8 protein-coding genes are annotated in these 14,628 nt (G+C 46.9%); 5 read left to right on the top strand and 3 right to left on the bottom strand.

Annotated features, from left to right (window positions below):
• Positions 1–9: 9 nt before the first annotated feature.
• The 5 genes from QE390_RS18465 to QE390_RS18445 all read left to right on the top strand — a co-directional run bounded on the left by QE390_RS18465 (position 10) and on the right by QE390_RS18445 (position 8,387).
• On the top strand, positions 10–1,887 hold the full coding sequence (locus QE390_RS18465) for a RagB/SusD family nutrient uptake outer membrane protein (protein WP_307143255.1): 1,878 nt from the start codon (positions 10–12) through the stop codon (positions 1,885–1,887).
• A 14-nt stretch (positions 1,888–1,901) separates the two neighbouring features.
• Positions 1,902–2,594, top strand: a complete 693-nt coding sequence (locus tag QE390_RS18460; protein ID WP_307143254.1) for a DUF3823 domain-containing protein — start codon at positions 1,902–1,904, stop codon at positions 2,592–2,594.
• 281 nt (positions 2,595–2,875) lie between these two features.
• Complete coding sequence (locus tag QE390_RS18455) at positions 2,876–3,871, top strand: glycoside hydrolase family 43 protein (RefSeq protein WP_307143253.1); 996 nt, start codon at positions 2,876–2,878, stop codon at positions 3,869–3,871.
• Between the two features lie 185 nt (positions 3,872–4,056).
• Positions 4,057–6,477, top strand: coding sequence for a glutaminase family protein (locus tag QE390_RS18450; protein ID WP_307143252.1), 2,421 nt, complete (start codon positions 4,057–4,059; stop codon positions 6,475–6,477).
• 881 nt (positions 6,478–7,358) lie between these two features.
• Positions 7,359–8,387, top strand: a complete 1,029-nt coding sequence (locus QE390_RS18445; protein WP_307143251.1) for a glycoside hydrolase family 43 protein — start codon at positions 7,359–7,361, stop codon at positions 8,385–8,387.
• A gap of 159 nt (positions 8,388–8,546) precedes the next feature.
• Here QE390_RS18445 and QE390_RS18440 read toward each other — a convergent pair whose 3' ends face one another.
• The 3 genes from QE390_RS18440 to clpB all read right to left on the bottom strand — a co-directional run bounded on the left by QE390_RS18440 (position 8,547) and on the right by clpB (position 14,533).
• The gene (locus QE390_RS18440; protein ID WP_307143250.1) at positions 8,547–9,728 is read right to left on the bottom strand and encodes a hypothetical protein; all 1,182 of its coding nucleotides are present in this window, start codon (positions 9,726–9,728) and stop codon (positions 8,547–8,549) included.
• Between the two features lie 81 nt (positions 9,729–9,809).
• Positions 9,810–11,081 carry a DEAD/DEAH box helicase gene (locus QE390_RS18435; RefSeq protein ID WP_232793825.1) on the bottom strand — a complete coding sequence of 424 codons (1,272 nt, stop codon included), beginning with the start codon at positions 11,079–11,081 and terminating at the stop codon, positions 9,810–9,812.
• An 839-nt stretch (positions 11,082–11,920) separates the two neighbouring features.
• Positions 11,921–14,533 (bottom strand): ATP-dependent chaperone ClpB, encoded by a 2,613-nt coding sequence (clpB, locus tag QE390_RS18430; protein ID WP_307143249.1) that lies wholly within the window; start codon positions 14,531–14,533, stop codon positions 11,921–11,923.
• Positions 14,534–14,628 lie beyond the last annotated feature (95 nt).

The raw sequence follows: 14,628 nt of genomic DNA, 5'->3' as shown, positions 1-14,628 counted from the left end.
CTGCTGACTATGAAAAAGATACATTACGTAAGTTTCCTGGTGCTGATGTGGGTAGGCTGGTCCTGCAACGATCAGAAGTTTCTGGATAAAGACCCTACAAACATTCTGACCAACGATAAAGTCTGGCAAAGTCCAAATCTGGTATTAACCGTTCTGGTGGATTTGTACGACCGTTATCCAGAAGTGCAGAGCACCGAAAAATGGGTGGAATATGCCAACTTCGATGAGGCCTTTGCTTCGAGTGCGGGGGAGTATTACCGTCATAAAAACCAAGAGTATAACTACGACTGGTGGAATTACTGGGATTACGGCTACCTGCGAGAAATGAACCTCTTTATCCAGAAATGCACGGCAGCCACCCAACTGGACGAAGCCAGCAAAAAGCGTTTTCTGGCCGAGGCCCGTTACCTGCGGGCGTCATTTTACTTCGAGGAGGTAAAGCGAATGGGTGGCGTACCGTTAATTCTGGAGCCTTTGCAATACGATTTCAGCGGCGATCCAACCTACCTGCAATACGCCCGATCCAAAGAATCAGAGATTTACGATTTTGTGATTTCGGAAATGGAAGCCATTAAAAACGACTTGCCGAGCGATCCCAATATTAAATCCAGGGCTACGAAAGGACTGGCGTTGGCTACGGAAGCACGGGCGGCTTTGTATGCGGGTTCGATTGCCAAATACGGCGTGAACACGCCACAGGTTGCTTTACCCGGCGGAGAAGTAGGAATTGAAGCGAGTAAAGCCACGGCTTATTTTCAGCAGTCGTTGAAGGCTTCGGAAGAGTTGATCGCGTTAGGACAGTATGCGTTATACCTGAAAAAACCGACGGATTTATCGGACAATTTCGCCAGCTTATTCACCGATAAATCGAATAATGCCGAAGCGATTTTCGTGAAGGATTTTAAACTCAAAAGCGGAAAGACTACCGACTGGACGATCATCAATCAGCCTCGTTCGGTAGCGGAGGAGCAGCAGGGTGGACGCCTGAATCCTTCACTAAATCTGGTGCAATCCTTTGAAAAGCTGGATAATACGTTTGCTACCTATGGGTATACCGATGCCAGCGGAGCGAATCGTTACTTTTCCAATCCACTCGAATTATTCGCGGGCCGCGACGCTCGGCTGGCCGGAACGGTGATTCTGCCGGGAAGTCAGTTTAAAGGAAAAACCGTTGACATCTGGGCGGGGTATCTGTTAACGAACAATACGGTTATCTCAGGAGACAATTTTGGGGCTCGGAAAGTATTACCCGGCAAAACGATTGAAGAACAAGTCGTTGGTTTCGACGGCCCAATTGACGGGCTGGAGTTCAGTGCTCAGACGGGTTTTTACGTACGAAAATACCAGGACCCTACGGTGGGCTCGGGGCAGCTAGGTACCCGGAGTGAGGTGTGGTGGATTCGGTATCGGTATGCTGAAGTAATACTCAACGCTGCCGAAGCCGCTTTTGAACTCGGACAGAATGCCAAAGCGGCGGGTTACCTGAATCAGGTTCGCAAACGGGCTGGATTTACGAAAGACCTCGTATCGGCGGATATTACCTTCGATCGCATCGTTCACGAACGAAAGGTAGAGTTGGCTTTTGAAAACCACATTCTCTGGGACATGAAACGCTGGCGGCTGGCTCATGTGGTCTGGAACGGTAACGCAACCGACCTGACTACACAACCCGGCGTCGCAACCGAAACCAGCACCCGCATTTTTGGTCTCTGGCCCTACAAGGTATACGCTCCCGGAACCGAGCAAAACGGCAAGTGGATTTTCAGAAAGATTATTCCTTCCAATGTAACCAATCCGCACCGCTTCCGGCTAGGTAACTATTACTCGCTTATTAGCGAAGAAATCCGCAGTAATAATCCCAAAATTGTCAAGAATCCGAATCAGTAAACGCATTCGAACGGATGAAAAAATATCTCTTTTTGTTGTTGATAGGAAGTTTAGTAACCTCCTGCAAATTAGATAACTACGATCCGCCAGCGTCGGAATTGAAGGGTCGGATCGTATACAAAGGTGAACCCATTGGCGTAGAATACAACAACGTAACTTTCGAGTTGTGGGAGCCGGGTTGGGGTAAAAAAGGCTCCATTAACGTCAACGTCGATCAGGACGGATCCTATGCCACGCAATTATTTGATGGGAATTACAAACTCATCATTCCTTCGTATCAGGGACCGTTCAAGTCCATTCCGAACGCGGAGACGAAATCGGATACCATTCCGGTTCAGCTTCGGGGTAGTCGCACGATGGACATTGAAGTACTGCCTTATTACATGATTCGCAACGCAACATTTACGGGTGGGGAAAAGAAGGTTTCAACGCAGTTCTCCATCGAAAAAATCATTACCGATGCCTCGGCCAAAAACATCGAAGAAGTGGCTCTTTACATTAGCAAAACCTCCTTTGTTGATGTTCGCACCAACATTGCTTCCCAGGTAATCAAAGGAGCGGATTTAAAAACTATGAACGGCATTCAGATGCAGGTAACCGTACCAACCATTACGCCTGCTCAGAATTTCGTTTTTGCCCGGGTGAAGTTAAAAGTAAGTGGGGTAGAAGACCCGATTTTCTCGGCTATTCAGAAGGTAACTTATTAACTGTTTTCCACTTCCCGAAAGTTCAAAGCTTTCGGGAAGTGCCAATCTGCCAGGACCCTTTATGCACTTTTCAAACCCTACATTTTACTTCCGAATGAGTTAAAACAAGACCAATCGTGCTTTTATTAGTATCCTCTCAGAAATCGCCAGAATGTGAAGGAGTTAGTATCTTGTAAAAGCAAATAGCCCTGGCTTTTACCTTTTCTTAACCCTGATTCATCGCAGTGCTGAAGAAATAAAAGCCGTTTTACATTCCTCTTAAACACTAGTTAGTCTCGTTCATGCGGAAGTTACCTCAATCCCTCAAACGTAAAAGTCTCCTCCTCCTGGCACTGGCTGGGGCGGCCTTTGGAGCCGAAGCTCAGAAAACCAGCTCTGGTAATCCCGTTTTTCCTGGCTGGTATGCCGATCCCGAAGGCATCATTTTTGGTAAAAATTACTGGATTTATCCTACCTATTCGGCTCCTTACAACAAGCAGGTGTTCATGGATGCGTTCTCTTCACCCGATTTAGTGAACTGGAAAAAGCACCCGAATATCATTGATACCAGCTCGGTAAAGTGGGCGAAGCGAGCCCTATGGGCCCCATCCATTATCGAGAAAAAAGGCAAGTATTACCTGTTTTTTGGAGCAAACGACATTCAGAATGATCAGGAAAAGGGGGGCATTGGGGTAGCCGTAGCCAACAAGCCTGAAGGGCCATTCAAGGATTATCTGGGTAAGCCACTCGTGGATAAATTTCACAACGGAGCACAACCCATCGATCAATTCGTTTTTAAGGATAAAGACGGTGAATATTACCTGATTTACGGGGGCTGGAAACACTGTAACATTGCTCACCTGACGCAGGATTTTAAGGGATTTATTCCTTTTGAAGACGGCAAAACGTTCAAAGAAATTACGCCTGCCAATTACGTAGAAGGTCCCCTTATGTTCATTCGTAACGGGAAGTATTACTTCATGTGGTCGGAAGGTGGCTGGACGGGGCCAAACTACTCCGTGGCTTATGCCGTGGCCGATTCTCCGTTCGGACCCTTCGAACGCGTTGGGAAGGTGCTTCAGCAGGACCCTAAAGTAGCGACGGGAGCGGGCCACCACTCGGTTATTCAGCGGCCCGGAACGGATGAGTGGTATATTATTTATCACCGTCGCCCCCTCAGCGAAACCGACGCGAACCACCGCGAAACCTGCATCGAACGGATGTATTTTGACGAAAAAGGCATGATTCAGCCCGTGAAGATCACCTTCGAAGGCGTTCAGAAACAGGCAGTTAAATAGGGTTTGATGAAATTTGAAAACTGGTTTGAGTGTTTGATGGGGTTTGACTAACGAACCGCTAGTTAATATCCCTTCCGACGTCAAATCCCATCAGACAATTTTCAAACCTTTCAACCTATCTCAAACCTCATCAAATTAGATCAACCTTCAAACTTTCTCAAACCATTTCAAACCTCTAAACTTTTATGAAAAAACGTTTTCTCCTGCTGGCTGCTTTGGCTACGCATGGCTGGGTACAGGCTCAGGTAGGCCGGGCACCCGCGTATCCCCTCATCACGCACGATCCTTATTTTAGTGTTTGGTCAACAACGGATCAGTTAACGTCTTCACCTACGAAGCACTGGACGGGGGCCGATCAGCCTTTGTTCGGCGTGTTGACGGTTGACGGCGTGAATTATCGTTTTCTGGGTCAGGAAGCTAAGGGCTACGACGCCATTATTCCCACGGCTGATGAGGAAGGCTATGCCGTGAAATACAGTGAAAGCGAACCCAAATCAGGCTGGAATACCGTGAATTTTTCGGATAGCGACTGGAAGACTGGCAAAGCTCCGTTCAGCGACGATAAAAATCACGAGGCTACGCACTGGGATAGCAAAGATCTTTGGACGCGTCGGACCTTTGATCTAAAGCAGGTTCCGTCAGAGCAGGTTTTCCTGAAACTCCAGCATGATGATAACATCGAAGTGTATCTAAACGGCGAGAAAGTGTATTCGCATAAGGGCTGGATTCATAAGTTCAATTACATCCCGCTCAAGTCAAAACTGAAAGCTGGTAAAAACGTACTGGCGATTCACATTGCTAATACCGCTGGTGGAGCATTTTTGGATGCAGGTTTAGTGAAAGAAAAGGTCTCGAAAGAGAAGGTAATCATGCAAACGGCTCAGCAGCAAAACGTTGAGTTCTCGGCTACGCAAACTAAGTATACCTTCGCTTGTGGTAAAGTAGATCTGGACGTAACCTTCACTTCACCCTTGCTGCTCAACGATTTAGATCTGTATGCCCGTCCAGTTACTTACGTGACCTATCGCGTAAAAGCGAACGACGGAGCTTCGCATCAGGTGAATTTCTACTTCGGAGCATCGACTAATCTGGCTACGAACGTACCCACACAAGCGGTAACGGCTACGGCGGCTTCCACGAATGAATATACCGCTCTGAAAACCGGAACGAAAGAACAACCAATTCTGAAAAAACGCGGCGATGACCTCCGCATTGACTGGGGTTACTTCTACGTAGCGGCTCCGAAAAATAATCAGGTGGTGCAAACGGTTAGTGCGATGCCTTCCCTGAAAGGTCAAAAATCGTCTATTAGCGAAGGAAAATCATTATTCCTGAATACGACAGTAAATCTGGGTTCGGTAAATTCCACGCCGAAGGAGCAATACCTGATGGTGGCTTATGATGACGTAGAGTCAATTCAGTACTTCGGCCAGAACCTTAAACCCTGGTGGAAAGAAAGTGGATCGACGATTGAAAAAGAGTTATCCAAAGCCATTTTGGAATACCAATCGGTGATTGAGAAATGCGAAACTTTTGACAAGCAGATGTTTGCCGATGCTAAAAAAGCGGGTGGTGAAGACTATGCGAAACTTTGTGTATTGGGCTATCGTCAGTCGGCAGCGGCTCACAAACTGGTGAAAAGTCCTAAGGGAGAAACGCTGTACCTCTCGAAGGAAAATTTCAGTAATGGTTGTATCAACACGGTTGATGTAACGTATCCTTCTGCTCCTTTATTCCTGCTATATAAGCCTGAGCTACTAAAAGGAATGATGAATGGAATTTTTGAATATAGCGAAAGCGGAAAGTGGAAAAAACCTTTCGCCGCTCACGATTTAGGAACGTATCCTTTGGCAAACGATCAGGTTTATGGCGAAGATATGCCCGTAGAGGAATCTGGTAACATGCTGATTTTAACGGGTGCGATTGCAAAAGCCGAAGGAAACGCAGCATACGCCCGAAAACACTGGAAAACACTGAGCACCTGGGCTGAGTACTTATTGAAAGACGGTTTTGACCCCGCTAACCAGTTATGTACGGACGATTTTGCGGGTCACCTGGCTCGGAATGCGAACCTTTCCGTAAAGGCGATTGTCGGTCTGGGTTGTTATGCCATGTTAGCCGAGCAACTGGGAGAGAAAGAAACTGCCGAGAAGTTCCACAAGAGTACCCTGGAAATGGTACAAAAATGGATGCAAATCGCGGATGATGGCGATCATTACGCCCTGACTTTCGACAAAAAAGGGACTTGGAGTCAGAAGTATAATCTGGTTTGGGATAAGGTATTAGGTTTGAAGCTATTCCCTAAATCGGTGTATGACAAAGAGATTAAGTATTACCTGACGAAGCAGAATTCTTACGGATTACCACTCGATAGCCGTAAGACCTATACCAAATCTGACTGGATCGTGTGGACCGCTACGTTAGCGGATAATCAGAAAGATTTTAACGCATTAATCGAGCCATTACTAAAATACGCTCACGAAACGTCGTCACGCGTTCCCATCAGCGACTGGCATGAAACAACCGATGGTAAAATGGTTGGTTTTCAGGCCCGTAGTGTAGTAGGGGGGTATTTTATGAAGTTACTGGAAGAAAAAATGAAGTAACTCAGAAAGCGTTTGAATGAAGGATGCCAGTCTAAACAGCTGGCATCCTTCATTTCGTAGAGACGCGATTAATCGTATCTGGCTGGGACATGCCTGATCATGAAAAGGGAACCAGCTACTTAACTTCTGCCCATTCCCGGTCATCTCGAACGCAGTGAAAGTTCTTAGCGGTAATAGGTAGTAGCATACAAAGGAATTTTCCAAATAACCCCATGTCTGTCATTCAGAGCGAAGCGAAGAACCTTCTGTCGAATGGGACAGCTTCGGGACAAGGCAGGTACGAACCTGACGTTATAGTCTGGTAGACCTCTGGCCGATGTTAGCAAGCCTGTTTTGGTTGGAAAAAATTGTTGGCTGATCCGCTAGAAGTTCGCAGTCTACCGGCCAGAGACCTAGAGCTAGGTAGTCACTCGGCCAGAGCCGAGCGACTGCGGGTAAATAGCAACACTTCTGTCATCTCGAACGAAGTGAGAGACCCTCTATAGCAATGGGACGGGCTTAGTTAAGTTACCGAATAGCCCAACAAGCTTGATAAAGGTTATAAGATTCTTCGCTTCGCTCTGAATGACAGACGCTGAGGATTAAGGAGTCCCCGGATTTCATCCGGGGCTACTCATATTAAACCCCGCTGGGGTTGTTGTTACAATAAAATTACGATAAATGAATCCAAAGGAGTTAAACACAGATAGCCCCGGTCTGGATGGACTCGGATGAAATCCGGGGAAGCAGCCAAGTAAGGTCGCAAAAGGTAATAAACGCCTCCGCTTTCACTCTCAACCACAGATCACACCCATAAACTCTTTCTTGAATAGTCCCCCGAAGTGGAGAAAGGCTTTCTTACTTTTATTTAAATCTTATATTTCAAACAGTCTCTAAAACCTATGAAAAAACTAGTATTGCTATGCCTAATGGCTTTGGGAACTCAGGCTCAGACGTTCACTAACCCGCTATTACCCTCGGGAGCTGATCCCTGGAGTGTGTACCATGAAGGCAATTATTACTACATGCACACCACCGGAAATTCCTTACAGTTACGCACTACGAAATCCATCACTGACCTGAAATCAGCCGCCCCGAAGACCATTTGGAAGCCCCCCGTTTCCGGCCCTTATTCTAAAGATATCTGGGCACCGGAGATTCATTTTTTGGAGGGCAAATGGTATGTCTATTTCACGGGTAATGATGGAAAAAGTGGCGATAACCGCCGCATTTATGTGCTGGAAAACAGCTCACCCAACCCCATGGAAGGGGAGTGGACCATGAAAGGTAAGATGAGTGATGAAAGCGACCAATGGGCCATTGATGGGTCCGTATTTGAGTATCAGGGGAAATTATACATGATCTGGTCGGGCTGGGATCATGCGAGTAAAACCGATGAGACGCAAAATATTTACATAGCTGCTCTCAAAAATCCCTGGACGGTGGAAAGCAAACGGGTATTGATTTCTACGCCTGAGCTACCCTGGGAACGTTATTGGGATAATACCACGGCGGGCAAGCCCGGTCGGCCCGTGTATGTCAACGAAGGACCGCAGTTTCTGAAGCATGGGAATAAGGTATTTATTGTTTACTCGGCCAGTGGCTGCTGGACGAATACCTATGCTCTGGGATTGTTAACTGCGAAAAATGGAGCAAACCTATTGGACCCTAAAAGCTGGAAGAAGAATGATAAGCCCGTTTTCGAACAATCTCAATCAAATAAGGTGTATGGAACGGGCCATAACTCTTTCTTCAAGTCGCCAAATGGGAAAGAAGATTGGTTGTTATACCACGCTAATTCCGGTCCCGATGAAGGGTGCGGAGGGAAACGGGCCCCCAGGGCTCAGAAGATCAAATGGAAAACTGATGGAACGCCTGATTTTGGCAAACCTCTGCCCGATGGCGTAGCAATTAAAGAACCATCTAAATAAGTAATGCCTGCATTTTCCTTTGTAGGGACGCGACTTTATTGCGTCTGGCTTCCCTTTGCCTTGGTTGATGAGACACCAACCACGGCGTAAAGGTAAAAAACTGCCTCTTACCGAGACGCGACTTTATCGCGTCTCTACGTTTTTAGGAAGAGGATTCTGCTAAAATGCTTCACCGGTGATGATGTAAAATCCTGGTCCTTCGGAGGTTAATCCCATGTCGGCCCGTAGGAAAATGTCCTTTTTAGGAAACATCAGGTAACGAAGTCCAACCCCGGCGGCATAGACAAACTGACGCACATTCAGTTGACCTAACTTGGGAGCCACGGCTCCCGCCGCGGCAAAAACGGTTCCGCCAATCCGCTTACTGAATCCGAAGGGTAACATCCGGTATTCAAGCTGGGTGGAGACCAGGTTATTGTCCCGGTAGCGACCCTGATAAAAGCCCCGCATAATCATGTCGCCTCCTAGCAATGATTTCATATTGAAGGGTACATTTCCCCACATGAAGCTTCCGTAGACCTGCCAGGCTAATACATCCCGGCGATTGATGGGGCGAAAAACGCGGTTGTCAAACGTAATCCCATCGAAGTTATAATGACTCGCCCAGCTTTTCCGGTAGGATAAGAACGAAAGTTCGCTGAAAAGACCTTTTCTGACATTCAGCACATTATGCCGATTATCATAAACCACACTAACGCCCAGACCTAAGCTGGTAGAGCCTTCGTGACCGAGTGGTAACTCAAAAGGTTGTCCCTCCGTGGGTTGTTTAAAGCGGGTATTGTATAAATTCTGAAAATCAACCTGCGGACCAACGAAGAAGTTCTTTACCAGTTTGCGTAGTAATCGCTGCCGGGCCTGAATATACATGGCATCAACAACGGCGGGGTTATCACCGCTGGTGGCAGGTCCTGAGCCATAATAGAGCAGGGGAAAACGTTGAAAACGCGTTCGGCCTAGTAAAGCCCATTTATCCTTATCTCCATAAATGAAGTTATCGAACCAGATACCATACTGCGATTCCAGGGTAAAAAAGGTAAAGGCAGTTACTTCACTCAGTCGGTTCAGCGTATCGTTTTTTGCCTGAAATAACAACATGGACGACAGCCCAAGTTCAACACTGGTTTCAGGCGAGTAACCCATGGTGGGATAAACCCGGAAACTCGGCTTTCCAGGAGCCGTACTGTCGGTGATCATGCGGTTGATCGTCCGCCGAACCCAGGAAGGGTGCTCCTGAGCGAGTGCCATAGGAGCGGACAGCCATCCGCAAACGAAAAGCACAAAAAAGTTAGAAAAACAGAAAGTGGCCTTAAAAACGTTGCCCAAACGTTGAATGAAGTGCATGAATATCAGAACCGTGCATGAGTATGAATTGTTTTTTACTAAAAAATAGATTCCAGGCTCACGTACGGCTCTCTCTTCTGCTTAAGAAGCCTGATTGGGATTCGGCTTTGAGGTCAGGGGATCCTTCTTTTTATGAAAAGGCTTCTTGGATTTGCCGTTGGAAGATTTAGCAGGCTGACCCTTGAAATTACGTTCAGGTTTGGACTGAAATTCAGGGGCGGGGCCGAGGCCAATTTCTTCCGTAATGGCTCGTTTTTCCAGCTTTTTTTCCAGCAGCTTTTCAATCCGTAACACGCGGGGCTGATCCTGCTTGTTAATGAATGTGATGGCTGTTCCTTTGTTAGCGGCACGGGCGGTGCGACCAATCCGGTGCACGTAATCTTCGGGATCGCGGGGGACGTCGAAGTTAACGACGTGGCTTAGGTTGTCAATGTCAATACCCCGAGACAGAACGTCCGTTGCTACCAGGATAGGAAACTGCCGGTTTTTAAAATCCCGAAGCATGGTTTCCCGATCATTTTGTTCGGAGTCTGAAGAAATGCCGCGAGCGTCCCATTTCATCTTTTTCAAAGCCCGGACAATGGTATTAACTTCCGATTTGCGGGAAGTAAACAGCACCATGCTCGGCGATTCCATTGACTTCATCAGGTGAATCAGCAAAGGAACTTTCTGCTCGTCAGAAGAAAGGTAAAACTGTTGGTCAATCCCTTCAGCGGGTTTCGAAACGGCCAGATTGATTTCATCAGGCTTATTCAAAATACGCTTAGACAACTCCCGAATCTTGGCTGGCATAGTAGCCGAAAACAGAAGCGTTTGCCGTTCGCTGGGAATGTACTTCAGAATGTTCATAATATCCCCGATAAAACCCATATCCAGCATTCGGTCAGCTTCGTCGAGAATCAACGTTTTCAACTGGTCGAACTTAACGTAGCCTAGTTGCAGGTGAGCGATTAATCGGCCCGGCGTCGCAATGATGATATCGGCACCCTGCGTTAATGCTTTCTTCTGTTGTTCCCATTCGGGGCCTTTGTTGCCTCCGTAAATGGCAATGCTAGTGGCATCCACGTAATAACCCAAACCCTGAACCTGCTCATCAATCTGCTGAGCCAGTTCGCGGGTAGGCACTAGAATAAGGGTACTGGTTTGACCTTTCGGATAACCAGGAACACGATCAATGACGGGAATGAGGTAAGCGGCTGTCTTTCCCGTACCCGTCTGAGCACAGGCTAAAAGATCAGAACCGGAGAGTATTTTAGGAATAGCCATTTCCTGAATAGGAGTGGCCTGCGAAAAATTCATGGAATCCACGGCGTCAAGGGTGTCGTCATGGAGGTTAAATTCGTAGAAATGCAAAGTATAAGGTGTTAATAGTTAACAGATTGAGGTTTCAACAATTAACTCATATAAAAACAAGATACCAGATCGGATACTACCTCTAGCTGTAAGAATAAAGTGAAAATCTCATTCAGTTGTTACAAAAATAAAAGAAATATTCGCTTTTCATAGTTTATTCAGCAGAAGTAAGCCTGAGAGGGCAAGAATTCACTGGATATTAACATAGAATGTACGTGAACGGTCAAGAATAGACAGTCTTGATTATAAAGGAGATTTTAGGGCCTGTATAAAAATGACATCTTATGATGAATCGGGAGATCGTAGGTTATGCTCTTTTCGTTATGGAGGACCGTTGACGGTTACATTCACGTTTATTCCCCAATCTCCTTCCCGCCGGTCATCCAGAGCGAAGCGAAGGACCTTAGCATAGGTTTGCGAATGTATGGGCCCTGTAGTAGCTTTAATCACGTCCACAGTCGCTCGACTCTAGCCGATAGGATTCGAACCAGTAGATACTCACAGAAAACCCTTTTTCCAACAAAAACATTGCTAGAGCTGAGCGAGTATAAGAAGCCGTTAAACTTTTCCATTTCACTACAAGGCTGCCAGCTTTTTCGCTGGCAGCGGTGGGTTCCCACCTGGCTTGTACAAGCTTACCACCTGGAGCCAAGCTCCGTTCGTTCGCGTTGTAAACGCTGACGAACACTACTGTTTATGCATGATCGCTCTGTCATGCAGGATGAAGGAAGTTATGCGTAGAAGCCGAGATTATAACCTTAAACAGCCTCTTAAAAATAAACAAAAACCGGCAGAGCATAATCTGCCGGTTTTGTATTTCTAAGAAACGGGTACTTCGCTTATACCTCCAGCGTACCGTCTACGTTTTCAAAACTGATTTCACCTGCGTCGTCGAGATTCATCAGAATTACGGAGTCTTTACCAACCCTTCCTCCGAGAATATCCTTCGATAGGGCGTTGAGAATACGTTTCTGAAGAACCCGCTTGAGCGGACGAGCTCCGAAGTTGGGTTCGTAACCTTCCTCGGCAATTTTCTCCAGGGCTTCATCCGTTGCTTCCAGGATAATGCCTTGTTCGAGTAACCGTCGCTGAATCTGGCGGAACTGAATGGCCACGATCTTGCGAATATTCTTGGCATTCAGAGGCTCAAACAGCACGATTTCATCAATACGATTCAGGAACTCAGGGCGAACACTGGCTTTGAGTAACTCCATCACCGAACTCTTCGCTTCTTCTACTACCAGCGAGTGATTCCAGCCTTCATCTTCATTGAATTTGTCCATAATAATCTGACTACCAATGTTAGAAGTCATGATGATGATGGTATTCTTGAAGTTGGCGATCCGGCCTTTATTATCGGTTAATCGACCGTCATCCAGCACCTGAAGCATGATATTCCAGACATCCGGGTGAGCTTTTTCGATCTCGTCGAGTAACACCACTGAGTAAGGTTTCCGACGAACAGCTTCGGTTAACTGACCGCCTTCGTCGTAACCCACGTATCCCGGAGGAGCTCCCACCAGACGGCTTACCGTATGGCGTTCCTGGTATTCACTCATATCAATCCGTACGAGAGCATTTTCGTCGTTAAAGAGGTAATCGGCCAGCGTTTTCGCTAACTCCGTTTTACCCACACCGGTAGGACCGAGGAACAGGAAACTACCAATCGGACGTTTCGGGTCCTGCATGCCCGCCCGACTCCGGCGAACGGCATCCGCTACGGCCTCAATAGCCTCTTCCTGTCCGGCTACGCGTTTGTGTAACTCTTTTTCAAGGCCCAACAATTTCTCGCGTTCCGACTGAAGCATTTTGGATAGGGGAATTCCCGTCCATTTCGCTACTACCTCGGCGATGTCTTCGGCGGATACTTCTTCCTTCATCATCGTGCCTTCACTGGAATTTTCCTGCTGTTGCAGCTCGTCGAGGCGTTTCTGAGCTTCGGGAATTTTTCCGTAACGAATTTCCGCAACCTTGCCATAATCGCCGCTGCGTTCGGCTTTTTCGGCTTCCAGCTTCAGTTGGTCAAGTTCTTCGTTCAGCGTCCGAACTTCATTAACGGCTTCTTTTTCAGACTCCCAGCGAGCCTTTAACTCATTCCGGGCTTCACTTAAATCGGCAATTTCCTTACTTAATGAAGTTTCTTTATCCTTATTATTTTCCCGACGAATGGCTTCCCGCTCAATTTCGAGCTGCATTACCCGGCGGTTCAATTCATCCAGTTCTTCAGGAACCGAATCCATTTCCAGCCGCAGTTTCGCCGCCGCTTCATCCATTAAGTCAATGGCTTTATCGGGTAAGAAACGATCCGTAATGTAGCGGCTTGATAACTCTACTGCGGCAATAACGGCATCATCCTGAATGCGAACTCCGTGGTGTAATTCGTATTTATCTTTAATCCCACGGAGAATCGAAATGGCGTCTGACTCGGTAGGTTCATCAACAATAACGGACTGAAAACGACGCTCCAGAGCTTTATCTTTCTCAATGTATTTCTGGTATTCTTTCAGCGTGGTGGCACCAATGGCGTGTAACTCGCCACGAGCCAGAGCGGGTTTCAGCAAGTTAGCCGCATCCATGGCTCCTTCGCCACCGGCCCCTGCACCAATCAACGTGTGAATCTCATCGATGAAGAGAATAAGCTCGCCATCTGAATCAGTAACTTCTTTAATAACGGATTTCAGACGCTCTTCGAATTCACCTTTATACTTCGCTCCGGCAATGAGCAGACCCATGTCGAGCGAAACGATGATTTTATCTTTCAGGTTTTCAGGAACATCGCCCTGCACAATTCGTTGAGCCAGGCCTTCCACAATCGCCGTTTTACCAACCCCTGGTTCTCCTAAAAGAATGGGATTGTTTTTCGTCCGACGGGAAAGGATTTGCAGTACCCGGCGAATTTCTTCGTCCCGGCCAATCACAGGGTCAATTTTACCCTGGCGGGCCAGTTCATTCAGGTTTTTGGAGTAACGTTCGAGGGAACGATACTTGGCTTCAGCATTCTGATCTTTCACGGAATTACCTTTTCCTCTTAGTTCTTTAATAGCAGTGATCAACTCTTTTTCCCTGAAACCCACTTCCTTCAGCATCGTACCAACGGCATCTTTGCCGCTGGCCAATCCCAGCAGGATCAGCTCAACACTGACAAATTCATCGTCAAATTCTTTCAGGTAAGATTGGGACTTCGTCAGGGCAGCTTGCAGGTCGTTCCCAATATAGGCCTGACCTCCGGAAACAACCGGATAACTGCTTACAATATTTTCCAGCCGACTCATCATAAGAGTCGTATTAACTGATAATTTTTTAATCAGAAAACCCATCGTGTTCGGGTCTTCTTCGAGTAATGCTTTAAGAACGTGCCCCGATTCAACGGCCTGCTGCTGATTGCCCTGAGCAATCTGGACAGCCTGTTGAATAACCTCCTGGGCTTTAACGGTATATTGGTTGAAATTCATGGCAAAAGGATGTTTTGAGTTTAGAGTTGGTGCGTTTTGAATTAGAGAGTGGTCCGACGGATAAGTCAACCATAGCGTTAAACTAATTCAAAACG

The organism is Siphonobacter sp. SORGH_AS_1065 (assembly GCF_030818595.1).
Lineage (GTDB): Bacteria > Bacteroidota > Bacteroidia > Cytophagales > Spirosomataceae > Siphonobacter.
Note: the sequence above shows the minus strand (reverse complement) of the source record. Positions and strands in the feature narration are given on the sequence as shown.